Origin of the sequence: Oceanobacillus polygoni, assembly GCF_008304605.1 — a bacterium.
Lineage (GTDB): Bacteria > Bacillota > Bacilli > Bacillales > Amphibacillaceae > Oceanobacillus > Oceanobacillus polygoni.
Genome location: NZ_PIJY01000023.1, coordinates 76,806 through 102,612, shown reverse-complemented (window position 1 = coordinate 102,612; position 25,807 = coordinate 76,806). Strand labels below are relative to the sequence as shown.

Annotated in this window: 21 protein-coding genes; 1 reads left to right on the top strand and 20 read right to left on the bottom strand. The window is 38.2% G+C overall.

Annotated elements, in window-relative coordinates; genetic code table 11:
* Window positions 1–174: 174 nt before the first annotated feature.
* The 19 genes from F1560_RS08995 to larC form a co-directional block, all read right to left on the bottom strand.
* Window positions 175–801: a class D sortase gene (locus F1560_RS08995; protein ID WP_149474294.1), complete on the bottom strand. Its 627-nt coding sequence runs from the start codon at window positions 799–801 to the stop codon at window positions 175–177.
* Window positions 802–922: 121 nt separating this feature from the next.
* Window positions 923–3,187, bottom strand: coding sequence for a glycoside hydrolase family 3 protein (locus F1560_RS08990; RefSeq protein ID WP_149474293.1), 2,265 nt, complete (start codon window positions 3,185–3,187; stop codon window positions 923–925).
* A gap of 387 nt (window positions 3,188–3,574) precedes the next feature.
* Window positions 3,575–4,972, bottom strand: a complete 1,398-nt coding sequence (gene uxaC, locus F1560_RS08985) for a glucuronate isomerase (RefSeq protein ID WP_149474292.1) — start codon at window positions 4,970–4,972, stop codon at window positions 3,575–3,577.
* A 382-nt stretch (window positions 4,973–5,354) separates the two neighbouring features.
* Entirely contained in the window at window positions 5,355–6,611 is a 1,257-nt protein-coding gene (locus F1560_RS08980; RefSeq protein ID WP_149474291.1) for a TRAP transporter large permease, read from the bottom strand.
* Complete coding sequence (locus F1560_RS08975; protein WP_149474290.1) at window positions 6,608–7,129, bottom strand: TRAP transporter small permease; 522 nt, start codon at window positions 7,127–7,129, stop codon at window positions 6,608–6,610. The genes F1560_RS08980 and F1560_RS08975 overlap by 4 nt, the downstream gene beginning before the upstream one ends.
* Window positions 7,130–7,186: 57 nt before the next feature.
* Entirely contained in the window at window positions 7,187–8,203 is a 1,017-nt protein-coding gene (locus F1560_RS08970; RefSeq protein ID WP_149474289.1) for a TRAP transporter substrate-binding protein, read from the bottom strand.
* A gap of 187 nt (window positions 8,204–8,390) precedes the next feature.
* Window positions 8,391–9,215, bottom strand: coding sequence for a sugar phosphate isomerase/epimerase family protein (locus F1560_RS08965; RefSeq protein WP_149474288.1), 825 nt, complete (start codon window positions 9,213–9,215; stop codon window positions 8,391–8,393).
* 20 nt (window positions 9,216–9,235) lie between these two features.
* Window positions 9,236–10,420, bottom strand: a complete 1,185-nt coding sequence (locus F1560_RS08960; RefSeq protein WP_149474287.1) for a dihydrodipicolinate synthase family protein — start codon at window positions 10,418–10,420, stop codon at window positions 9,236–9,238.
* Window positions 10,421–10,429: 9 nt separating this feature from the next.
* The gene (locus tag F1560_RS08955; protein WP_149474286.1) at window positions 10,430–11,593 is read right to left on the bottom strand and encodes a Gfo/Idh/MocA family protein; all 1,164 of its coding nucleotides are present in this window, start codon (window positions 11,591–11,593) and stop codon (window positions 10,430–10,432) included.
* Window positions 11,594–11,793: 200 nt separating this feature from the next.
* Complete coding sequence (locus F1560_RS08950; protein WP_187773672.1) at window positions 11,794–12,606, bottom strand: AraC family transcriptional regulator; 813 nt, start codon at window positions 12,604–12,606, stop codon at window positions 11,794–11,796.
* A gap of 305 nt (window positions 12,607–12,911) precedes the next feature.
* The gene (locus F1560_RS08945; RefSeq protein WP_149474284.1) at window positions 12,912–14,258 is read right to left on the bottom strand and encodes a gluconate:H+ symporter; all 1,347 of its coding nucleotides are present in this window, start codon (window positions 14,256–14,258) and stop codon (window positions 12,912–12,914) included.
* A 105-nt stretch (window positions 14,259–14,363) separates the two neighbouring features.
* The gene (locus tag F1560_RS08940) at window positions 14,364–15,383 is read right to left on the bottom strand and encodes a zinc-binding alcohol dehydrogenase family protein (protein WP_149474283.1); all 1,020 of its coding nucleotides are present in this window, start codon (window positions 15,381–15,383) and stop codon (window positions 14,364–14,366) included.
* A gap of 355 nt (window positions 15,384–15,738) precedes the next feature.
* The gene (gene larC2 / locus F1560_RS08935) at window positions 15,739–16,218 is read right to left on the bottom strand and encodes a nickel pincer cofactor biosynthesis protein LarC2 (RefSeq protein ID WP_149474282.1); all 480 of its coding nucleotides are present in this window, start codon (window positions 16,216–16,218) and stop codon (window positions 15,739–15,741) included.
* 18 nt (window positions 16,219–16,236) lie between these two features.
* Window positions 16,237–16,983, bottom strand: coding sequence for a nickel pincer cofactor biosynthesis protein LarB (larB, locus tag F1560_RS08930; protein WP_149474281.1), 747 nt, complete (start codon window positions 16,981–16,983; stop codon window positions 16,237–16,239).
* Between the two features lie 268 nt (window positions 16,984–17,251).
* Window positions 17,252–18,730: a gluconokinase gene (locus tag F1560_RS08925; protein WP_149474280.1), complete on the bottom strand. Its 1,479-nt coding sequence runs from the start codon at window positions 18,728–18,730 to the stop codon at window positions 17,252–17,254.
* 69 nt (window positions 18,731–18,799) lie between these two features.
* Window positions 18,800–19,570, bottom strand: a complete 771-nt coding sequence (locus F1560_RS08920) for an SDR family oxidoreductase (RefSeq protein WP_149474279.1) — start codon at window positions 19,568–19,570, stop codon at window positions 18,800–18,802.
* Between the two features lie 21 nt (window positions 19,571–19,591).
* Window positions 19,592–20,854 (bottom strand): nickel pincer cofactor-dependent isomerase, group 22, encoded by a 1,263-nt coding sequence (locus F1560_RS08915; RefSeq protein ID WP_149474278.1) that lies wholly within the window; start codon window positions 20,852–20,854, stop codon window positions 19,592–19,594.
* A 312-nt stretch (window positions 20,855–21,166) separates the two neighbouring features.
* The gene (gene mgsA / locus F1560_RS08910; protein WP_149474277.1) at window positions 21,167–21,577 is read right to left on the bottom strand and encodes a methylglyoxal synthase; all 411 of its coding nucleotides are present in this window, start codon (window positions 21,575–21,577) and stop codon (window positions 21,167–21,169) included.
* A 20-nt stretch (window positions 21,578–21,597) separates the two neighbouring features.
* The gene (gene larC, locus F1560_RS08905) at window positions 21,598–22,446 is read right to left on the bottom strand and encodes a nickel pincer cofactor biosynthesis protein LarC (RefSeq protein WP_149474276.1); all 849 of its coding nucleotides are present in this window, start codon (window positions 22,444–22,446) and stop codon (window positions 21,598–21,600) included.
* A gap of 193 nt (window positions 22,447–22,639) precedes the next feature.
* Here larC and F1560_RS08900 point away from each other — a divergent pair, with 193 nt between their 5' ends.
* The gene (locus tag F1560_RS08900) at window positions 22,640–23,806 is read left to right on the top strand and encodes an ROK family transcriptional regulator (RefSeq protein WP_149474275.1); all 1,167 of its coding nucleotides are present in this window, start codon (window positions 22,640–22,642) and stop codon (window positions 23,804–23,806) included.
* Between the two features lie 64 nt (window positions 23,807–23,870).
* Here F1560_RS08900 and gndA read toward each other — a convergent pair whose 3' ends face one another.
* Complete coding sequence (gndA, locus tag F1560_RS08895; protein ID WP_149474274.1) at window positions 23,871–25,280, bottom strand: NADP-dependent phosphogluconate dehydrogenase; 1,410 nt, start codon at window positions 25,278–25,280, stop codon at window positions 23,871–23,873.
* Between the last annotated feature and the right edge of the window lie 527 nt (window positions 25,281–25,807).

Sequence of the window (25,807 nt, the reverse complement as noted above, 5' to 3'; positions counted from 1 at the left end):
CCCCCTAAGGAACCAAGTACATAAACGATTCCACTGCGTAACATTTTATTTGTCTATACGTCAAACAAATCTATCATATATGTAAGCGCAGGCAATTTCAAGATTATTGCTAAAAAAGACTCCCTGTTAGCTATCAAGGAGTCTCTCAATCTATTTACATTCTCTATGCATCTTTTAATATACATTAGCATTTACAAGCTCTGCTTGAATAATATACCGATCTGGTGCACTTCCAAAATAATTGAAAGGATAGCACGTCGTTATCGTTAGCATGGCATGATCTTTCTTTACAATGACAGACCTATCCTCCGCATCTGTTATCCAAATAGCTTTCACAACATAGGTATATCGCTTTCCTTCATAATCAATTACAACCTCGTCACCCTCACTTACACTTCCAAGTTCAATGAAAACAGTATCACGATGCCCACTCACTACAGTATGACCAAGCTGATCAGGTGTTGTTGTCCATTGGCTAATATACATACCTACTCCTTGTTTCAAGGTTTTATCGTCTGTCCCCCAAAATACAGAATAGGCCTTTTCGATGGCAGGAATCGAAAGTGTCGCCATATTTTCTCCAATCTCATGTGAATCCAATTGATTACTCATGATTGGGTTATTGGAAGCGGATGTTATTCTATCTTCTATTTTAAGTACAGAAGAAATAACAGTTGTATGCGGTTGGATCTCTTCCTGTGAAATACTTTTTACACCTTTTGATCCTGCTTTCCATTGATATGCATTATAACTGCATACAGCAAGACCAACGATAATAATGAAAACTAATAATTTATCCATTTTCCTTCACTCATACAGGAAGCCCCCTTATGAATAAAGGACATCATTCGAAATGACCATCCTCTATTCAAATCATGGTATAGATACAGCTCGTTCAAAACGATTAATATCGTTTTTACATTCACGACACCTTTTCATTTTGTTGACTATTTCCTCGACGACGAATCGTTAAAAATACCCCGGATCCAATTGCAAGTGCCAGCCCAAATATAGTCCAACTAGGATAATTTGTTGCCGTACCAGGTAATTCGCCACCGTCCTCTACCCCTTCCGTATAGGACAGACCAAACCCAAACTTATATAAATCATCACTTTCAGCATGGTAAGCATAAGCATCTCCTGCATCATATCCAGGAATATCTCCGTTTTTATCTTCTACCGCTTCTTGATTAGCTGGTATCGTAATTGGTAATTTCCCAGTAGGGTTGAACTTCCCACGGATAACATCTGCAACCGCTTCAGCCTGTACGCCAAATGTACTTATTACCGCAGCTGCATTAGGCTCTATACTATCTATCAACCATGGGTTCGTCATATTTAACGCAAGGATAGTTGGAACAGCATGTTGAATTTCGTTGATTCGGTCGACATTTTCAATGCCCGTTTCTGATCCAATTTCCAACGTTGGTTCAGACATAGCGGTACTAGGAAGAACCCAAACGAATGCATGTGTAGCCTCTTCCAAATCATCTGTAATTGTAATATGCTCATCATAGTTTTGAATCGTCTTTTTCAGGCCAGCGTTATTTTCTTGATCATCGCCATCCGAAAATACTTCCACATATAGTTTCACTTCATCTATTTTTTCATCATTTAATGGTAATAGATTATCATTATTCCGTAAAAGAACGATTGATTTGCGGTGCGCTTCATCGGCTAAGGCCTGTGAATCTGAATTTGTTGCCACGGCAAGCGCATTTTCTGGATCGACATAAGGATCTTCAAATAGTCCTAATTGCATTATCTCTTTTAGCAGATATGTTACTGAGCTATCCAGTTTTTCTTCAGCCACTAACCCATCATTTACCGCAGTAATAATATGTGTTGGATCAGCCTCACCCGAGAACATATTCACTCCGGCCTCGATTCCATATGCAAACCGTTCAGTTCTTGTTAAATCTTCAACTCCCCAAGGCATGGCAGTAGTAATACCCGTATCACTATTTACATATCCTTCAAAACCAAGTTCCTCCCGAAGCAAATCGGTTATAATCGCCTTATTAAATGCAAACCCAACCTCTTCAAATTCTTCTCCATTACCAAGTTGATTCGGAGCACTGTGTTCATTACTTGGATAAGCATAGTATGGCATAATAGATGTTGTGCCCGCTTCAATCGCCGCCTTAAATGGAGGGAGGTGGTACTTTAACAAACTACCTTCCGTTGGATAAGGATTAAACTTTCCATTTTCATAGTGGGGATCCTTCCCATCGTCACGTGCTCCACCACCTGGGAAATGCTTCGTAGTCAGTGAAACACTATGGTTACCAAGCTCTTCACCTTGGAAGCCCTCCACAGTAGCACGAATCATATCTGCTGCAAGCTCTGGATGCTCTCCAAATGTCCCTTCTGTTCTTGTCCATAACGGGTCTGTCACAATATCCGCCATATACATATAGCCTTTATGAATTCCAGAAGCTCTCCATTCCTTTGCTGCAATTTGTGCAAATTCTTTTACAAGTTTTGCATCGGTTGTCGCTGCCAGCCCTAATTCACCTGGCCAAACTGAAAATTCACCTACCGACTCACTGATACCAAAAGCCTTGTTTGTATTAATATGATTCCTAGGATTAGAAGTCATCACGACTGGGATACCTAACCGTGAACCCTCTGCCACTTCTTGAAGCTCGTTAACCCAGATTGCTAAATCGTCCGCACTTGGATTATCACGAATAATGAGATAACGTAAGTTTCTCTCAAGAATTCCTTCGGTAGCCCCAGATGCATCTAGAGCTGGTGGATCAATTTCATAGAACTCATCACCTGGTTCAGCCCATCTATTTGTATCATTCCAAGTATCGGTTTCACACAAGGAAGAGTCTGGAACCTCTGGACAAGTTTCTCCCCGTCCACCACCTCCCATATAATGAGAGCTAATCAGCATCAGCCCAGCCTTTTCTTCCAGCGTCATTTGGGATACGAGATCCTCCACTCGCTCTTCAATAGGTAGCTGCCAATTTTCATATGGATCTAACTCTCCATTTCCATTTAAATCTTTAAATTGTTTCCCATCAACTTCAAGTACTTCCTTCGCTCGTGCTTCGACTTCCGGAACGCTGTCCGTACCACCTTGTGCACTAATTGCAGGCGCAAATGTAGAAAAAACTAAAATCATGATTGCCAAAAACACCGTTGCCTTCTTAAAACGTTTTAATAAAACCAACATTTCCATCCCCCTCTTCATGTAAATAAAGTACAACCAACTTCTTTATCTAGCCCCCTTTACCCTTTAGATAGTAGTCGATACTTTGTTTATCAAACAAAGTATTAACGTAAACTCATCATATGTGAAAGGGCTTTCATTTTCAAGTATTTTTCTAATTATTATAAGAAATAAGAAAAAATACTCAGCCTATAATAGATTCAAACTAGTTATTTTGATACTCTATTGAAATAAAGACGATCTTTATACCTGTTTTTATAAGAGAACATAAAAATGTAGTGAACTAATTTTCATCCTTTAAACTAGTTCACTACCCATCTCTATCCAATATATTTATCTTTGTTACTTACTTTACTATGTCGCCTATACAGGAAATTTAGAGAAGTATGATCAAACTCTAAAAAATCGCTTCGCATTCTCATAGCAAATATTTCTAACATATGTTTCAAGTAACGCCATATCTTTAGGAGCTTTTCCTTCTTCTACCCACGATCCTAATAAATTACATAAAATTCTTCGGAAATATTCATGTCTAGGGAAGGATAAGAAGCTTCTGGAATCTGTTAACATCCCAATAAAATTACTAATCAGTCCCATATTGGCTAATGTCTTCATTTGGTCTTCCATTCCATCGATTGTGTCATTGAACCACCACGCTGTTCCGAATTGAACCTTTCCAGGGATTTCATCCGTTTGGAAATTCCCGGCCATCGCAGCCAGAATGTTATTATCACGTGAATTTAGACTATATAAAACCGTCTTAGGAAGCTTGTTTTGGATATCCATTGCATCTAGCAAATTCGATAGTTTATCCGCAAGAAGATTATCACCAATCGAATCAAACCCGCTATCTGGACCTACTCGATTAAACATTCTTGTGCTGTTATTACGCAATGGGTTGATATGCAGCTGCATAACCCACCCCTTATCCGCATATAACTCACCAAGCACGACTAATGTATATGTTTTAAACTGTTCTACTTCTTCCTTCGATAATGCCTCACCTTTTAAACGTTTGGCAAAAATCGCTGTTACCTCATCTTTCGTTGCCTTTTCATAAAAAATGACGTTGATACCATGATCTGAACTACGGCAGCCTTGCTCGTCAAAGTAATCGACACGATTCGCTAATGCATCTAAGAAGGAACCATAGTTATCAATCGACATATTTGCAGCTTTTTCTAGCTTTTCCACCCAAGATAAAAAGTCGTCATTTTCAATAGTCAAGCCCTTATCTGGACGGAAAGATGGTGATACAGTAATCGAGATATCCTCTTTAGCCAACGCTTTATGTGCTTCTAAGTCGTCTGTCGGATCATCTGTTGTTCCAACAAATTCAACATTTTTGTTCTTTAATAAAGCTCTTGTTGATAGTTCTGGTGCCTGAAGTTTTGCATTTGCTTCTTCCCAAATTGCTGGAGCAGATGATTCGTTAAGCAACTCGTCAATATCAAAGTAGCGAAGTAATTCCAAATGTGTCCAATGGTATAATGGATTCCCTATCGTATTTGGCACCGTTTTCGACCAAGCAAGGAATTTCTCATAGTCACTTTTATTCCCAGTAATATAATCTTCGGAAATTCCATTTGCACGCATTCCACGCCATTTATAATGGTCACCGCCTAACCAAACCTCAGCTAAATTTGAATAGTTTTTATCCTGCAAGATTTCATGTTGGTTTAAGTGATTATGGTAGTCGATAATTGGTAAATGCTTCGCAGTGTTATGGTAAAGCTCACGTGCTGTCTCATTATAAAGTAAAAAATCGTCTGTGATGAACGTTTTCATTTTTAATCAACCTCTCATCTTTAAGTATTAGTTAGAACATGTATCTTTGTTTTCTGGTCTGTTTTATAATTTGTTTGACGAACAAACAAATAAGAGTATATTACAATAGTATATGTAACCGCTTTATTTTTCAAGTGTAAAGTTGAAATTTATAAAATTTTTATACTATATGCCTAGTAGATGCCTCTCTAGTTAAGTTTTATTATGACGCTTCATAATAAATCCTTCATTTTCTGTGGAACGAAAATATCCAATCTGCTTGCTATTTATTGCGTATAACCCGCTTTACAATAAATATTTCTCATTTGATGAGCCAAATTCATTGTAAAGCGGGTTCGGTTGTTTAAAAGTTTTACCTTTTTATAATCTAATTATAAATGATTCACAGATTGACTAAAAGTAACGATATCTGCGGAATAAATGCAATTACAACTGCGGTTATAATTAAAACAATGATAAATGGGAACGCTCCTTTTATGACCTCTGTAAGCGACTCTCCGGTTATCCCCTGTGCCACAAATAGGTTTAGCCCAAATGGTGGTGTAATCATCCCGATGGATAGCGTAACGATCATTATAATACCAAAATGGATTGGATCTATCCCTAGTTCATAAACCAACGGTAGAAATAATGGAACAAAGATTAGGACTGCTGCACTCGTATCCATAAACATCCCTACAATTAGCAGAATTACAATGACCATTAGTATAAAAATCACTTGTGTATTTGCATGTTCAAGAAAAATAGATGCAAGCTTTGTAGGAATTTGCTCATAGGTTAAGTACCAACTAAATACATTCGATGCTGCAATTACAAGCATAATCATGGAAGAGATAATGACAGACTTTCTAGTACTTTCAAATAGCTTTTTGAAGTTAATTTCTTTGTAGACAAAGATTCCGATAATCAAACTATATACAATCGCTACAGCTGCGGCTTCCGTTGGTGTAAAAACACCTACATAGATACCACCTAACACAATTACAGGTAGTAAGATACCCCATATCGCTGATTTAAAAGAACTCCATAACTCTTGTACGCTAGCTTTACCTTCTGGCTTATGACCTTCCTTTTTTGCTATTATGAAACTTACAATAATCAAAACTAGCCCAATAAATATACCAGGTATAATTCCTGCAATAAATAAATCACTAATGGAAACTTCTGCAGAGGAACCATATACTAGTAAAGTTATACTTGGCGGAATTATTATTCCTAAAGTTCCTGCAGCAGTCATCAACCCGATGGAAAATTTACGAGAGTATCCCGATTCACCCAACGAAGGAATCATTACACCACCAATTGCTGCAACAGTAGCTGGACTTGAGCCAGAAAGCGAGGCAAAGAACATTGACGATAAAACCCCAGCAATTGGCAAACCTCCAGTGACCCACCCAACTAGTTTTTTTGCAAGGTCAACCAATCTCTTTGATGTTCCACCTACTAACATTAAATCTCCTGCAAAAATAAAAAATGGAATTGCCATTAAAGTAAAAGAATCTATTCCTGAAAAAATATTTCTAGCAAAGACATCCATTGACATCCCTTCTTGTACCATGGCAATAAAACTGGATAAACCAATTGCTATTGCTATTGGAGCGCCAATTATTAATAAGATAGCAAAAATAAGTATGATCATTTTTCCACACCCTCCTCTACTGATGAGGATTTCATTTTCCCGTTTTTGTTTAGACTTGTAAAATCATCAAAAAGTAATTGTATGAACCGGTAAAGCATAAGAGCGCCTCCTACCGGAACTGACAAATAGGGGATTGCCATAGAAATTCCAATGGCCGGAGTAACATTGCCAAATTCAACCACATTTGAAACTGTTATGGTACCTGACCTTACAAGAATAAAGCAAAAAACTATTCCCATTAAATTAGCCAAAATAGAAAAAATCCTTTTCGGTAATGGTGGTAAAAATGCTACAACTGCATCAACAGTTGCATGTGCTTTCTCTCTTACAGCAATACTACTACCAATAAGAATTAGCCAAATAATTAAATATCTTGCAATTTCCTCAGACCAAACTAAAGAATTATTGAAAACATACCTCAAAACAACCTGAATAAATACAAGTAAAGAAGCTACAAGAAGAGAAATTACTGCAAAATACTCTTCCATATTGTTTAGAAATTTATTCACTCTTTCCATAGAAATCCCACCTTCTATAAACAAAATAATCAACAATATGCTGAAGTTGTGAAATCGTTAATTTTCAATTATATTTAGCAATATGCTACTACCTTCCATCTCACTAAATTTATCATAGGCTCCTGACATCGCTTCTCTAAATGCTTTCTTTTGTTCTGAAGATAGTTCATTTATTTGAATATCGGAATCATTTAAAACTTTCATGTACTCTTCTTCATCTTTTAGGGCCTCTTCCCATTGCCAATCGGTAACTTCTTGAGCAACTTCATCTACAGCAACTTTCAAATCTTCTGGGAGTTTATTATAAAAATCACTACTAATTACTAAAGGATACGCCATATAACCATGTCCACTTAAGGTAAGGTAATCTTGCACCTCATAGAATTTCTTACTTACAACATTTGATAATGGATTCTCTTGACCATCAACTGTTTTTGTTTGTAAGGCAGTATATAATTCAGAAAAATCCACAGAAACACCACCGGCATTAACTTCTTGGAATTGTACTATTAAAAGTGGACTTTGTGATATTCTCATCTTCAAACCATTTATATCTTGCGGCGTTTCTATTGGTCGTACAGAATTTGTAAGGTGCTTAAAACCACCATCCCAGAAATTAAGTAAATGTAAACCTTGCGACTCTAGTTTTTCACCTAATACTTCACCTAATTCTCCATTAGTAGCTTGATAAGCTTCTTCTCTACTTTCAAATAAAAAAGGTAAATCAAATATCTCAAACTCTTTCACAAAAGTTGGCAATACCCCAGTAAATGGTGCGTTCATTTGTACTGTTCCTGATTGCATATGTTCGGTTATTTCTCTATCACTGCCTAACTGTGAATCTGGATAAACTTCAACTTTAATTTGACCATCTGTCCTTTCTTCAATCATTTCTGCAAATTTTTCTGCAGCCTTTCCTTTTGCTACAGAGGGAGTGACAACATGTGCGAACTTAATTGTATAATTCTCATTAACTTCACCTAATGCCTTATTATCATGACCAAAACCAACTGCAATCAATAACAATATTAAAAATGCACCACCAGCTATTAAGTCTTTCCTCTTACCATGCATATAACTCCTCCTCACCCTGACTGTTAACGCTTACAAAAATTCTTTTTTATTTTGTATAAGCTAAATCAAAAGTCATATTATCGTCACGAATAAATCTTTTATTATTACACCATTGAATCTATTAAATATTTATTCTTTCAGAACGCAGGAAAGAGAATAGCGAATCAAACTATTCTCCAACCCTTTCTTACACATGTTTTACAAAACTGTCTTTCATCAATTTAAGTACGTGCTCCCCAGGCATATCCCATAAGTCTTGATTCATGATTTCAACCTCAATTGGTCCATGATAGCCCGCTTCTTCAACCGCTTTTCTTATACGACGAATTTCTATTACCCCATCTCCCATCATTCGACGAGCTTTAAAAGTATCCGTAATTGGAACATTCCAATCAGATACATGAAAACCGAGAATCCGTTCCTTTGCACGAGCAATCTGTTTATAAAGTTCCGGGTCCCACCATACATGAAAGACATCGACAACAACCCCAACTTGTTCGGGTGAATACTCTTCTGCTATTTTATTTGCTTGACCAAGTGTCACGATTACTGAACGATCAGCCGCATACATCGGATGAAGTGGTTCAATTCCCAGTTTCACACCATAGGATTCAGCAAATGGAACAAGTTGTTCAATTCCTTCTCCTACCCACTGGCGAGACAAATCAATATTCCGATCAGGTGCTGGTCCACAGACCAGTACGAGCACATCCGTACCAAGTTCAGCGGCTTCTTCCACCGCTCGTTTATTATCGTCTAAGTTTTTCCGACGTTGTTCCTCCGTCGCTGCTGGAAACATCCCTCCACGGCATAGACTTGAAACCTCTAGGCCTGTATCCTTTATGATTCGTTTACTTTCTGCAATTCCGAATACTTCTAATTTATGACGCCATATTGATATCCATGGAACTTCTGCTTGTGCACAGCCGATAGCTGCTTCCTTTAGGTTCCACTGCTCCGTTGTAATTTGATTCAAACTAAGGTATTTTAACAAGGATGTATCTTCTGCCATTACTTACGCCCCCTACTATGTTACATAAATTGCTTGGATGGTTGCATAACACCCGCTTGAGCCAAGACATTTTTCATTCTTTCTGTAGCTAGCTCTGGATCCATTAATAATCCTGCATCATCTGCCATCACGAATAAATCGGATAAATGAATGATGGAACGTTGCCCTTCTGCTCCGCCAATCATACGAAAATGAGATTGATGGCCATTCAAATATGCCATAAATACAACACCAGTTTTATAGGCATATGTCGGTTTTTGGAAAATATGGCGCGATAATGGAACGGTTTTTTCTAAAATTGCATCATACTGTTCGATATTATTCGCATCCAGTGCGTGCATTGCACTTGCAGCTGCAGGCGCAATTGCATCAAAGATTCCTAGTAGGGCGTGAGAATAACCTTGTTCATCCCCTTTAATCAGGTCAGGATAGTTAAAGTCATCTCCTGTATACATTTTGACGCTATCAGGCAGAAGGCGCCTCATCAATATTTCCCTTTTGTCATCCAGTAGAGAAATTTTAATTCCATCAATCTTACTCTCATTTTCCTTAATCACTTGTAGACAAACATCCATCGCTTGATCGACATCCTCATGACCCCAATAAGCTTTTAATGCTGGGTCAAACATATCACCAAGCCAATGTAAGATGACTGGTTCGGAAACCTCATTCAATACATTCCGGTAGACGCGCTCATAATCTTCTGGAGTCTTCGCACACGCAGCTAAGGCGCGGCTTGCCATCAAGATAATACGACCACCTTGTTTCTCAACAAATTCACATTGCTCCGCGTAGGCTCTTTCGACTTCTTCTAGTTTTAAATTTGGATGCGGAAGCAAATGATCTGTTCCAGCTCCACAAGCGATCCATCCGTTTACAGAATTTGCTTCCTTTACAGATTGTCTTATTAACTCCTTTGCATGTTCCCAGTTCAACCCCATCCCGCGTTGGGCAGTATCCATTGCTTCGGCTACACCTAAACCTAAAGACCATAAATAGTGGCGGTATTTTAGAGTTGTTTCCCAATCAATTTTACTGTTTTGAATTGGGTCTGTATCTGCAAGCGGATTGGCAACCACATGTGCTGCCGAATAAACAATACGGCTTTTAAATGGGACCTCTGGAATATGAACAGAAACAGAATCTTGTGGTGTATACGTATATAACTCTCCGTTTTTGTTCGGCAATTTTATAGAATTCACCAACACTACCTCCTACACATTCACCTTATTTTTAACCCCTGGTACTGCAACCCATCGACGTTCATTCCATGATTGCAGTGCAGCTTCTGCAAGCTGAATCCCTTCTGCTCCTTTATATAAATCCAACGTATAGGCTTCGTCTGCAACAACATGTTTTAAAAACATTTCCCACTGAACTTTAAAGGCATTATCAAATACTTTGTTGTCTGGTACTTCTTTCCAGTGTGATTGGAAATCAAATGGATTTGGAATGTCTGGATTCCAGACTGGCTTTGGCGAGTTAACACGATGCTGGACTTTACAATTTCTTAAACCTGCCACAGCACTTCCTTCGATACCATCCACCTGTACCGTAAACAAATCATCTCGATTTACACGGACTGCCCAGGAGGAATTCGCTTGAACAATCACACCATTTTCAAGTTCAAACATTCCATACGCTGCATCATCTGCTGTTGCAGTATATGTATTACCGCTTTCATCAACGCGTTCCGGAATATGAGTAGTTCCAATACAGGAAACGGATTCAATTTTCCCAAAAAGATCTTGTATGACATAACTCCAATGTGGATACATATCGACAATCATTCCACCCCCATCTTCTTTTCGATAATTCCAAGATGGGCGTTGACCTTCTTGCCAGTCTCCTTCAAAAACCCAATAACCAAAGTCCATTCGAACGCTAAGAATTTTCCCAAAGAATCCTGAATCAATTAAGCGTTTTAATTTTAATAGTCCTGGAAGATATAATTTATCTTGAACAACCCCGTTTTTCACTCCCGCTTCAGTTGCTAATTGAGCAAGTTCAATCGCATCCTCAAAATTTGTTGCAGTTGGTTTCTCACAGTAAATATGTTTCCCTGCTGCAATTGCTTTGTGAATTGCTTCGGATCTTCTTACAGTTGTTTGTGCATCAAAATAGATTTGATTATAATCATCAGATAATGCCTCATCTAAATCTGTTGTCCAACGTGATAACTGATAGACTTTTGCTAATTCTTCTAAACGATTTGCACGTCTTCCTACTAAAATCGGATCAGGCATAATCTTATCACCACTAGATAACTCAATTCCTCCCTGTTCACGTATCGCAACAATTGAGCGAATTAAATGCTGATTAGTACCCATACGGCCTGTTACTCCGTTCATAATAATCCCAATTTGATGTACTTTCATATTTATCCTCCTGAATAATTTATTTCTTAGCGTTATCATACAATCATTTTTGCGATAAGTCTTATTATTCAAAGAATTTAATTCTCATTTTCGGAAATAAAAAATAAGCGCGTTGTGAAATACGATTAAATCAATTCATATATTAAACGCGCTTACATAAATTCAATTTATTCGGTTGATAGTTTCTCAAATAATGCTTTTTAACTAGAGAACTTATTTTCTAAGCGAAATTTATTTGGTGAGACTCCAGTGAATTCTTTAAATCTCCTATAGAAAGTAGCAAGTGATTCAAAACCTATTTCAAAGCAGATGGAAGGAATATCATTATCTGTCTCTACTAGTAACTTTTTAGCCACTTCCATACGTACTTCATTCAAATATTTCATTGGTGTAGTGTTATATTGTTCTTTAAAAATAGTATTGACATGGCGAGTACTGATTCCTATTTTTTGAGATAACTCCGTAGCATTTGTAACTTCAAAATAATGTGTATCCATATATTTACGCAAGCGCTCCGCGCGAAAAGTATTTGCATTCGTTATACTTGGTTCTTTTTTATTTCTAAGAAGAATAAGTAATAATTCAGATAAACAAATCTTCATAGACATTTGATTAATCGCTTTCCCCTGTGATTGCTCGTAAAGCATTCTTCTTAATAACTGCCTAACATTTCCAGCCGTGAATAGATTCATGTTTATTAACCTAGTTTCATCAAAATGATGTTGATAAAGTAGCTTTTTCATATCGTTTCCAAAATCGCTCATTTCAAACTCAAGAACAAGCACCGTCATTTTTGTATCAGAAGTAATGGAATGAGGAGAATACGGGGTAATAAATGCTAAACAATCTTGTGTAAATGGATGAACTTGATCATTCAATATAATCTCTCCGCTATTTTCCAATACATATAGGATTTGATGGATTTGGTGATAGTGCTTCTCGACTAAATTTCTATCTTTATGTTTATTTTCTCTAATCCGAATATTATTTTCCAGTATATTTTGATTTCCCAACATAACACCCCTAGCTCGTCTATTACTTCATTTCCAATGAATAAACCGTTCCACTCATATTAACAATCACACGTATCAATATGTAACATATTACCTCTAACTTCATCCTCAAACAATTTTTAAACGTTTCATCTTGATAACAGAACCGGTAATATGCCTTCAAAAATATTTAATCAGTTATTTTTAGCTCCCCACCTTCATTGTTAAATTGAGAACTAAACTCGATATTAAACCCCTTTAAAAGCAATTTATTTTTAATCTAAAAAAGGCTTTGGGATACGAACCCAAAGCCTTTCCAAAATTCCTTAAACAAACAAGCTCAACCCTAACACAAACACTAGACCACAAATAGAAATCAGTGTCTCGAGTACTGTCCATGTTGCAAATGTTTCTTTCATCGTTAAACCAAAGGATTCTTTCACAATCCAGAATCCAGTATCATTTACGTGAGAGGCAATAATACTACCAGCACCAGTTGCAAGTACCATTAACTCTACATTTACATCTGTACCTACCATCATTGGAAGAACAAGACCTGCTGTTGTTAACGCAGCAACAGTTGCAGAACCTTGTGCAAGTCTAATTAAAGCCGCAATCAACCAAGCTAGAATTAATGGTGAAATCGTACTTCCTTCGAAGATCTGTGCAACATAATCACCAACACCACCATCGATTAATACTTGCTTTAATGAACCACCAGCACCAAGGATTAATAACATCATCCCAATAGCTGCAATTGAATTCTCGGCAGACTTCATTAGGTCTTTCATTGGAATCTTACGTGCGACACCCATTGTGTATACTGCAAGCAATACGGATATAAGCATAACCGTAGTCGGTGCACCAACCATCGCCACAAAATCAAAGAAAACATTGTCCGTTTCTGGATCCCTTAATAACGATACAATCGTTGAAATCGCCATTAAAATAACAGGGAATAATGCTGTAAAAGCACTAATCGCGAAACTTGGTGTATCTTCTAATTTAAATTGTTTCGCATCACCGATTGAAGCCATACTGCCTGTAGGCGTTTTCTCAAATGCTGATGGTGCGTACTTCCTTGCAACCTTCGCAAAGAGTGGTCCTGCGATAATAACAGTCGGAATAGCAATGATGAATCCATAAACCAATACCATCCCTACGTTTGCTCCATATTCTTGCGCAATAACCGTTGGGCCTGGATGTGGCGGCAGGAACGCATGCGTAACAGATAAAGCTGTCGCCATCGGCATTCCTAACCAAAGGAATGAAATGTTAATTTGTTTGGAAATCTGATAAACAATTGGAATTAATAATACAAGACCTACTTCGAAAAACAATGCGATACCTAGAATGAATCCAGCTGCTACAACGGCCCATTGGATTCGCTTTTCTCCAAATTTATCAATTAACGTCATTGCGATACGCTGGGCTCCACCTGCATCTGCAATCAATTTCCCGAGGATTGCTCCGAGACCGAATACTAATGCGATACCACCCAGTGTACCTCCCATTCCAGTTTCAATCGTTTTAACGATTTGATCGATTGGCATTCCTAGTGCCAATGCAATTAAGAATGACACAACAACTAATGAAATAAATGTATTCAAATTAAACTTCATAATTAAGATGAGTAATACAACAATACCCAACGCAACAATTAGTAATGGCATAACTTTCTCTCCCCTTATGTCTTCACTCAGATGTGTAATGAACCCGTTTTCATTCTGGGTTTTAAAAGGCTTTAGCTAATGGCTAAAGCCTTTATTTTTTTCTAATCATTCAAATTCAATAACTGCTTTTCTTACTTTATCTGGGTTTTTCTCAATAAATTCAAATGCCTCTTTTACTTGATCGACATGGAAACGATGTGTCACAAGGCCATTATGCGTTAATTTTTTAGAATTAATCAGCTCTACCACTTTTCCAAACTGATTTGTTTGCAGTCTTGAACCAGCGATTGTTAATTCTTTTTTCGTGATGTGCATCATTGCAATTGATGATGGAGTTGCATTGAACCCTAATGTAACAACATTACCTGCAGGTGAAGCTACCTCAACCGCTAATTCGAATGTTTGCGGCACACCAACTGCATCAATCACAACATTGGCACCTTCCCCATTTGTAATTTCATTTATTTGACCACTTACATCATCTTCAGATGGGTTAATCGTATAATCTGCTCCATTTTCTTTCGCAAACGCTAGACGTTCATTGGTAAAATCAGAAATGATAACCGTCGCATCACGGAGCTTAGCTAATTTTAGAACCGTAATACCAATAGGTCCTGCTCCTTGAATAAATACAGTTTGTCCTTCTTCAACATTCCCTCTCCATGTAGCTTGGGCACCGATTGTATAAGGCTCTGCCATTACTGCCTCATCCCAATCAATTTCGGAATCTACTTTATGAACCTGTCTATCTTCTAAAACAACAAATTCTCGCATGCCCCCATCTTCATGGACACCAAATACAGAGACTTCTTTACATACATTTGGTCTCCCATTCTTACATGCATAGCATTCACCACAGTAAGTAATTGGCTCAATCACAACATGATCTCCAACAGATACTTTGGAAACCCCAGAACCAACTTCAACAATTTCGCCTGTCACTTCATGCCCAACAATTCTTGGGTACGTTGCAAGTGGGTTTGTACCATGATAAATATGCATGTCCGATCCACAAATTCCAACGCGTTTTATTTTTACTTTCACTTCATTATCTTTCTCTAGCTCAGGTACCGGAATATCCAAGATCTCAATGATATGTGCTTCCGGGATTCTAATCGCTTTCATTGATATCACCTCAATTTAATCAGTTGCATTAATAAAACTGTCTTAATATTGTATATTATCACATTAGCATGAATATTTAATTTGTATAGTAAACAAACTAACAACATTAACTATTATAGTTGTAAGCGTTTAGAATGACAAGTGTTTTTAACGTTTTATTTTGGGGATTAATTCTTCTTACTGTTTGCACCCCCTTTTTTAAAAAATACTACCTTTCTCTAACATAAAACGAGTTAACTAATTATAAAAAGACCTTAAAGATGCACTGAAAAGGCATCTTTAAGGTCTTTTTAATCTATTTATTTAAAAGCTTACATCCTGAAACGAAGGAAATGATTTGGGTAAAGAATTATGATTATCCATCACTTTTTTTTAATTGACTCCAAACTTCCTCATAAACCTGCTTCAACGGAATAGCATGGGTTTCTGCAATTTGTCTACATTCTTCATATTCTGGAGAACTTTGGAAAACTTCCCCTCTCCGAATTCCCTGTTTCACTGTAACAGGTCCCCACTTCGTATTCACTGTTATAAAAATCCGCTCCATCCGATGAACGGTTAATGGATAATAACGAATACCAAGCGTTGTTGTTTCCTGTAGCAAGATTTCCTTCATCTCATCTATTGCTTCCTCGCGGCAAAGCAGTTGAAGTAATACGCCTGGTCTGTTTTTTTTCATGTAAATGGGTGTATAGAACACATCATTTGCGCCAGCGTTAAAAAGCATGTCCATTACATATCCTAGCCACTCACCAGAAATATCATCTAGATTAACTTCCATTTTTACCATGTGATTATCAATATGCTCTTCATTTGGAGGTCGATAGGAATTCATCAATACACCTTCTTTGCATTACGCTTTATTCGCTAAGCGATCGATTAAAACGGCATTATACGCTCCACCGAAGCCATTATCAATATTGACTACACTAACTCCGGATGCGCAACTATTCAACATCGTCAGTAACGCAGAGAGTCCTTGGAAATTAGCTCCATAGCCCACACTTGTTGGTACAGCAATTAACGGATGAGAGACGAGCCCTCCAACAACACTTGGAAGTGCTCCTTCCATTCCTGCCACTACAATTGAAACCGTTGCATGCTGAATTTCTTCTAAATTATCAAGTAGGCGGTGAATTCCAGCAACACCAACATCATAAATGCGACGGACATTGCACCCCATCACCTCAGCTGTAATTGCCGCTTCTTCTGCTACTTCCAAGTCTGATGTTCCTGCACAGATAACTGCAATATACCCTTGGCCAACATTAGCTGGAGCAACCTCTCGCTTCCAATAAATTAGCCTTGCTGTTTCGTCATAATGTAGCTCTGGATGCACCTCTAATATAGGAGCAGCTTTTTCTTTCGCCACTCTCGTAACAAGTATATTATTATTCTTTGCTTTTATCGCATGGATAATTGCTTGGATTTGCTCGACAGTCTTTCCTTCGCCATAAATTACTTCTGGAAATCCCTGCCTTTTTGGGCGATGATGATCAACCTTAGCAAAGCCTAGGTTCTCGTATGGAGCCAATTGTTCCTTTGCTTGTTCGATACTTATCGTTCCATCTTGAAGTTGTTTTAAAATTTCATCCATCACGTTACCTCGCCTTGCAACTCCTATCTATTGATAGGACTAATTTGAACATCTTCAAAAAAATTGTTTCCTAACATAAAAATATTAACTGCGAACTAATGTGCAATGGTGGGTACTTGCTTAGTGCTCATACTCAATATTAGGAGAATACACTGAACAATGGCCTTGTTCTAACCAGTCCGGGGACGGCGACAGTTGCTCCTACCACAGCAGATAGTTCGCACTTTCTTTCATATTCGATATAAAAAGCAACACAGTTAACAAAAAGATTTTAATTAAAATACACCATTAAGTCACTTACCATTTTCTCATACTTTTCAAAGATTTTTAAGTAAATCTCATGATTTTCTTTGTTTGAATGGATTACTTTTTCTGCTGGCATATTCTCCTTAATTCCATCAAAGTTATCAGCTTCATCAATGCCTACTAAAGCCGTCCAAGCAGCTCCCCACGCGGCGTTATGATGTGTATCCGAGATATAAATGTCACTACCAAAAATATCAGCGAGAATTTGTACCCAAAGCTCAGATTTGGATAGCCCACCATTTACACTGATTTTCTTCGATTCTCCTGCCATCTTCTCTAATGACTTGCTAATTTGATAAATATTGAATGCGATTCCTTCTAATACAGCACGCGTCATATGCTCTTTTTTATGCCCGATGCTTAGTCCAAAGAAGTTTCCTCTTGCTTTTTGATTCCAAAGCGGTGCGCGCTCTCCGTTTACATAAGGCAGAAAAATAATTCCCTCTGCTCCTGGCTCAATATCTTCTGCACCTGCAAGCAATTCATCATGTGTTCCAGTAAATTCAATGAGATCCTTAAACCATTGCAACGCAATTCCACCATTATTCGTTGGCCCGCCTATAATGGAACGTTCTTCCGAAAAGGCATACGTAAATGTTTCCATGACCTCATTAACTGGCGCTCCCTGAACAAACTGCCTAATTGCTCCACTCGTACCAACGGAGATATTTACTTCTCCAGGTGCTGTTGCACCACTTCCAAGATTAGCTAATTGGCCATCAGCAGCTCCAATTACAAATGGATGATCACTAGTAATTCCAATTTCCGCTGCAATCTGTGCATCAAGGCTTGTAAACGTCTCTGTTGGAGCAACAATCGTAGAGAGCTGCTCACGCTTAACACCGGTAGCAGCAAGTGCAGCGCTATCCCAATCTAATTCCTTCACATTCATTAAACCGGTAGAAGATGCCATTGCATAATCGATGGCACGTTTGCCAAACCATTTTTGCAACAAGTATTCCTTCATTGTCATGAAATAAGCTGCCTTTTCATAAGGCTCGTAGTTGTTCTCCTGCATCCAAAGAAGCTTCATCAACGGTGTCATCGGATGAATCGGTGTTCCAGTACGAGCATAAATTTCTTTCCCTTGCCCCGATTGCATCAGCTCTTCTGCTTGTTTACTACTTCTTCCATCAGACCAAATAAGCATGTTAGATAATGGCTCGAACTGCTCATCCATGCAAATGAGCGAGTGCATCGCACAAGATATCCCAGTTGCAAGCAACTCATCCTGATCTGCATTCGCTTTTTTTACAACCTGCTTCATCGCTACTAAACAAGCAGCTTCTACTTCTTTCGGACTCTGTTCAACCCAATCTGCTCGCGGGTAATATGTTTCAATCATTTCTTCTGCTTCTGCAATTAACTTCCCTTTCATATCAAAGACGACAGCTTTTGCGCTTGTCGTCCCTATGTCCAGTCCAATAACTAATTTTCTTTTCAAAGCAATCTCATCCTTTACAGACCATATTAACCAAAGGCTCCGCATCTCTTTAGGAGCCCCCTCATCTCTTTATATTGTCATGCTCCCGTAACCGCCGTCAACACGGAGTAAAGAGCCAGTTACAAAGCCAGACGCTTTATCAGATGCAAGGTAAACTGCCGCACCTTGTAGCTCTTCCGGTTCACCGAATCGCTCCATTGGTGTATGATTCATAATCGATTCAATACGAGCTTCATCCAGAATTTTACGATTCTGTTCTGCAGGGAAGAAGCCTGGAATAATTGCATTTACACGAATACCATGTGGTGCAAATTCCTTCGCCAAATATTGCGTTACACTGTTAACACCAGCTTTTGATGCTGAATACGTAAATACGCGAGACAATGGTGTTGTTGAGGATACAGATGAAATATTGATAATGCTTCCTTTACGCTCTTGCTCAATCATACGCTTAGCAAAAATTTGTGTAGCGAATACAAGCCCGCGTAAGTTTACATCCATAATGTCATCCCACTCATCCGTTTCAAGTTCAAGAAACGGTGTAGAGCTATTTTTACCAGGAGCGTTTAAAACGATATCCCAGCCACCAGACCATGCTTCAATATCTTTTGCAGCTTTTTCTACGGATTCCAAATCACTAACGTCTGCTTGGAAAGCTTTTGCCGCTCCACCATCTGCTTCAATTTCCTTTACAACTGCTTCTGCTTTTTCCAAATTACGACCAACAATTGCTAACTTTGCCCCTTGTGCAGCAAGTCCTTTTGCCATGGAAGCGCCTAGTGTACTGTTTCCACCGATTGCAACTGCGATTTTACCTGTTAAATCAAATAAATTACTCATCTCAAATTCCCCCAATTTTTATTAAAATAAATTTCCTTCTTTATTTAAATCAAATTCATACAGCTCTGAAACTTGCTCTAAATTTTGATGCTCCTTCACATGCTCAAGGAATGCTTCGGATACTTCTATTTCACTTATTTCTAGTGTGTTTTTGATTCGAACTAATTTCACCTTTGTAAAGTCAAGGATATTACATGTTTTGATAGCAGACTGAATCGCCATTTTATCATTTGGCAACGTTGTTGATATATGTGTCGGTCCAACAACAGTAGAGGTTAATCCGTTTGCATATGTTCCATGCTTATCCATTTTGTTCACAAGTCGCTCTGTTGTAAAATCTGCAGTTCCTACCCCATTGGCATTTCCTTCTGACTGTGGTGTCACATCTAGAACGACCATTTTTGACACATCCGGGCCACCATGTGCATATGGTGTCGGGTACCTACCAGTAATATTCGGGTCCATTCCGTCCCCACTGATGTTCTTACCAATCTCATCAATGATGAGTACATCAATTTGTTCAAAGAATAGCTTTGGAAGCAATTGCTTGGATAGCTTTTGTAGCTCTGTCTCTCTTGCTTCAATATTCTCTGGACGAAGCACTTCTACTTTAGCAACCTTATCAAATGCATTTTCAACTGTTGCTACAGCGAATATGATCGGCATTTTCTCCATCGTCATTTTAGCCATTGCAGGAACGTGTTCAGCCATATGCTTAAAGCCTAATTGGTGACATGCTTCCGCTCCTTTTTGCTTTCCTAGACCAATGCTAATCATTTTCATGATGCCACTTTCTACAGGTCCGCGAAATGCTGTATGTGGCTTTACACGATTAATGACAACGATGCCATCTGCCTGTGAGGCAAGCTTATCAATGTAAACTGGTAAACCATTTGGAAGCTCGCCAATTTTGACTACTTCCATAGAAGAGCGAATTTCTGCATTTACCGCCTCTTCTGTAACACCTAAATGCTCCAGTACGGCCTTCTGCCCTTCCGCTGTCGCTCCTCCATGACTTCCCATTGAGGGAACAATAAAAGGCTTTGCCCCTAAGTCTTGTAGAAACTTAACAGTTACTGCAGTCAAATCAACAAGTCGATCTACGCCACGACTCCCAACAGCAATAGCAATCTCCATGCCCGGCTTTACAGTATCTTTAACCTGTTCTAGCTGTGCCTGTAATGTTCCAACAACGTCTTCCTCTTTTGTGCGGTCAAACGTTTGCTTCACTTTTGCCATTTTTGGTACAGGAATATCCTGTAATAACTCCTGCAAAATGCTCATAAAGCGATTCACTCCATTTCAGAATAAATTTATATATAACAACTAACTACATACTATAATTCCCTATCATCTGAGGATAAACACCTTTTGGTTGTTATATGAAAACTTGGCATTTGTAAGTTTTTCGGTTGCCTTCGCTACACTTATGAAAATAGATAGTTTTGTACGTTACTATCTATAAAACCAAGGTTTGTAATCCCTTTCAAAAAGCATTTTAATTAATTTGTTTACCAAACAAATTATATAGAAAGCATAACATGAAGGTTTTTTACAGTCAACTGATATTCACTGGTCGAAACCTTCATTTAGCTATTACTCGCTTCGGTTATCAGCAATAATTTCACGCCATTGCAAATCGCCTCGCTCTAAACCGTGAATGAACACTTCAGCACTTCCCATATTAGTGGCTAACGGAACAGCGTACACATCACATAGGCGCATTAATGCCGAAACATCCGGCTCATGTGGTTGAGCTGTCAGTGGGTCGCGGAAGAAAATAACCATATCCATTTTATTCTCCGCGATCATTGCACCAATTTGCTGATCTCCTCCAAGTGGTCCTGACTGAAAACGATGGACGGGCAGGCCCGTGTTCTCCGTAATTTTCAATCCCGTCGTACCGGTTGCAAACAGCTCGTGTTTTTCCAGACTATGTTTATAAGCTTGTGTAAACTGAACCATGTCCGTTTTCTTTTTATCATGGGCAATCAATGCAATTTTCATCGTTATTCCCCTCTCTTCTATTAATATCTCTCACCTATAATGGTTCGCAATACATTTGGATGATCTGGGAAGGTTTTCGTACCCGCTCCATATCCTACTGCATTCACTTTCATCGTCGGCACATTGCCAAAATCCTCTGCTAAAACTGCGATAATCGCCGCTCCTGTAGGCGTTGTCAATTCTGCTTTCAGCTCACTAGCAGCAATTGGTACACCACGCAGAATCTCCAATGTAGCCGGCGCTGGTACTGGATATACCCCATGATCAATTCGTATCTTCCCGCTTCCAACAGGAACTGGAGCCGCTATCACGGAATCAATCTCCATCTGATGGAGCAATACAGCTGTTCCAACAATATCTATAATGGAATCTACTGCGCCCACCTCATGAAAGTGGACATCTTCTAATGGCATTCCATGAATACGCCCTTCTGCCTCTCCAATTTTCTTAAAAATCTTTAATGCTGTTTCCTCTACTGGTTCAGAGAAGGCCGCTTCTTTAATCAGCTTTACAATATCTTTATAGGACCGATGACTATGGTCATGATGATGTCCATGGTTATGTGCATGATCATGATGGTGATGATGTTCATTATTATGCGCATGATCATGATGGTCGTGATGTTCTTCATTATGCGCATGATCATGATGGTGATGATGTTCTTCATCGTTTAAAAGTACAACATCAAACTTCGTACTCGTGATGCCATTTTTAACAATCTTATTCCATTTTAACTGATATTCATCTTCCATGCCCAATTTTTTTAACTCACTCTCCAAATGAATCGGATCACCGCCCGCATCAACCAAAGATGAAATCGTCATATCTCCACTTACACCAGAAAAACAATCAAAATATAGAATTTTCATTCCCAAATCTCCTTTTTTTGTTATAATAGAATTATTACTTATGTAAAACATTTTTGAAAGCCTTTTCAAACAAAACACAATAGTGGGCAGATTTTTATTTTTTTTGCAATGATTTATTATTTGTTTACTAAACAAATAATAACATGTTTTTATACATAATTCTCATTTCGTTATGACAAAGGGGGAAAACATCATGGTTACAGGCGATGGAGCTTATATCAAAAAAATAAACAGAAGCATCATTTTACAAAAAATAATTGAACACGGTTTCATATCTAGGGCCGAGCTTTCCAAGATTACTGGATTGAATAAAGCAACCATTTCGGTTCAGGTCGTCGATCTACTGGAAGAAAAGCTCGTTTGTGAAACACAGCAGGAACATAATGCTGTTGGAAGGCGCCCAATTATGCTCTCCATTAATGGAGAAGCAGGATATGTACTTGGAATTGACCTTGATTATCAGGAAATTCAATATAGAATATCCGATCTTCAAGGGAATGTAATGGAAACAAATACCACTCAGCTTGATACAGAAGAATATGAAGAAGTCGTAAACATTTTAATCAAACAGATTAAAAAATACAAGAAAAAATATGCTAACTGTCATTATGGACTGGTCCAAACAATTATTGGTGTTCACGGTACGGTGAATAATGATCAATCCATTCTTTTCGTTCCAAGATATCAATGGCAAAACAAAGATTTAAAATTGGATATAGAGCCTGAATTAGATGTCAATGTTTCAATCGAAAATACTGCCAACCTTTCCGTTTATGCTGAAAGAGTATACAAGCATCATCACAGCAACAATTTATTAGCCATTGTCCTTAGTTCTGGTATTGGTGCTGGAATCATGAACAACGGTAATCTTGTTAAAGGGCATGATGGTTATGCTGGTGAAATCGGGCATATGATTATTTCTCCTTTTGGTAAAGCCTGCAAATGCGGTAATCATGGCTGTTGGGAGCTTTATGCGGCAGAACCTGCTGTATTCTCAAATCTTGCAGAAAAGCTAGATCGTCCAAATTTAACCCATCAGGATTTGAAGCAATTAATAATAGAAAAAGACCCCACGACGATTGCAGAAATGAAAACATTTATTAACTATGTTTCTATTGGGCTTAATAATATGATTAATTCCTATAATCCAGAAACATTAGTCTTAAACAGTGAGCTATTACATTTATACCCGAATGCTGTAGAGGAAATCGAGAATAATCTCCAATCTTCTGTTAGTGTCTATCGTAAAATTGTCCTATCTGACTTAGGCAGAAATGCGATTGTTCAAGGAGCATGTGCACTTGCGATTCAACATTTCCTCGATGTCCAGGAAGTTACATTTACGATTGATGATAACTAAATTACTTAAAACAAAACGCCCTAATCAATCGATTAGGGCGTTTTGTTATTTCATTAATATCAGATTAAAACCAGTTCGTATGGAACGTACCTTCTTTGTCTTTGCGCTCATACGTATGTGCACCAAAGTAGTCACGTTGTGCTTGAATTAGGTTTGCTGGTAGATCAGCTGTACGATAGCTATCATAGTAAGCAACCGCACTAGAGAATGTCGGTGCAGCAATTCCGTTTTGAACTGCTAACGCAACAACTTCACGTAATGCAGATTGATAGTTCTCCACAACCTCTTTAAAATAAGGGTCTAGCATTAAGTTATCTAATTGTGGTTCACGATCATATGCATCTTTAATTTTTTGCAGGAAGTTTGCACGGATAATACAGCCACCACGCCAGATCATCGCAATATCACCATATTGAAGATCCCAGCCATTTTCCTCTGAAGCTGCACGCATTTGAGCAAATCCTTGCGCGTAAGAAACAATCTTACTCATATATAGTGCTTTACGAACCGCTTCAATAAGCTCTTCGCGGTTACCTTCGTGTTTTTGTACGCTTGGACCAGATAATTGGTTACTTGCTTTCACACGCTCGTCCTTCAAGGATGAGATGAATCGTGCAAATACAGATTCCGTGATCAATGGTAGTGGAACACCAAGATCTAAAGCATTCTTACTTGTCCATTTTCCAGTTCCTTTTTGGCCTGCTTTATCCATAATGACATCTACTAAAGGTTTTCCAGTTTCGTCGTCTGTTTTTGTAAAGATATCTGCAGTAATTTCAATTAGGTAACTGTCAAGCTCACCTTTGTTCCATTCTGTAAATACTTCATGAAGCTCTTTTGCGTCCATGTCAAGTACATTTTTTAAAATATCATACGCTTCTGCAATTAACTGCATATCACCGTATTCAATTCCATTATGCACCATTTTTACGAAGTGACCCGCACCATTTGGTCCAATGTATGTCACACACGGATCGCCGTCTACTTTTGCAGAAATAGCTTCAAAGATAGGGGCAACAAGCTCATAAGCTTCTTTCTGTCCACCAGGCATCATCGATGGGCCATTTAGGGCGCCTTCTTCTCCACCTGATACTCCTGTTCCAATAAAGTGGATACCTGTTTCATCAAGCATTTTATTACGGCGCATCGTATCTTCAAACAACGTGTTTCCGCCGTCGATTAGAATATCGCCTTTTTCTAGGTAAGGTTGTAAAGATTCAATTGTTGCATCCGTTGCTGCTCCTGCTTTTACCATCAATAGAATTTTACGAGGCTTTTCTAGTGAATTAACAAATTCTTCAATGGTCTTCGCTCCAACAAAGTTCTTTCCTTGTGCTTCATTTGCTAGGAAATCCTCTGTTTTCTCATAAGAACGGTTAAATACCGCTACAGAATATCCTCTGCTTTCAATATTTAAAGCTAAGTTTTTCCCCATTACCGCTAAACCGATAACACCAATTTGTTGTTGTGACATCTTATTACCTTCCTTTATATCTTTATTTTTAAAAATACATACACAATATGTTATAACGCTTTCCTAACACCCTATTCCAGTAAGGTTTTATACCTTCTATTCCTCTAACACTAGATATTAAAACCGAACTACTTCGTTCATCTACACGTGATACAACCATAAGTTGATCCCTTTCATTGCTCACATGGGACACTGTGTTTTTTCAACCCTGGTTTATCCTCGTCAATAGTTTATTATACCATCTGCCTTACCGAAACTAAACCTCGTAGGGCATCTAAAAAAATATATACAATCTATTAGCGCTTACGCTTATAATAGCAATCCCCAACATGACGAACTTGATGTAAACCACGCATCGAAAACCATTGGAATTTCAAACAATACAATTGTATAATTAAAAAATTCAAATCCTTTTAAAAATTTAAATAGTTTGTTTATCAAACAAACTATTTAAATCCTATATCCTTATAATATATGTAACCGGTTTATTATTCAAGTGAAAGCTACCCTTTTTTCCTGTACATTTG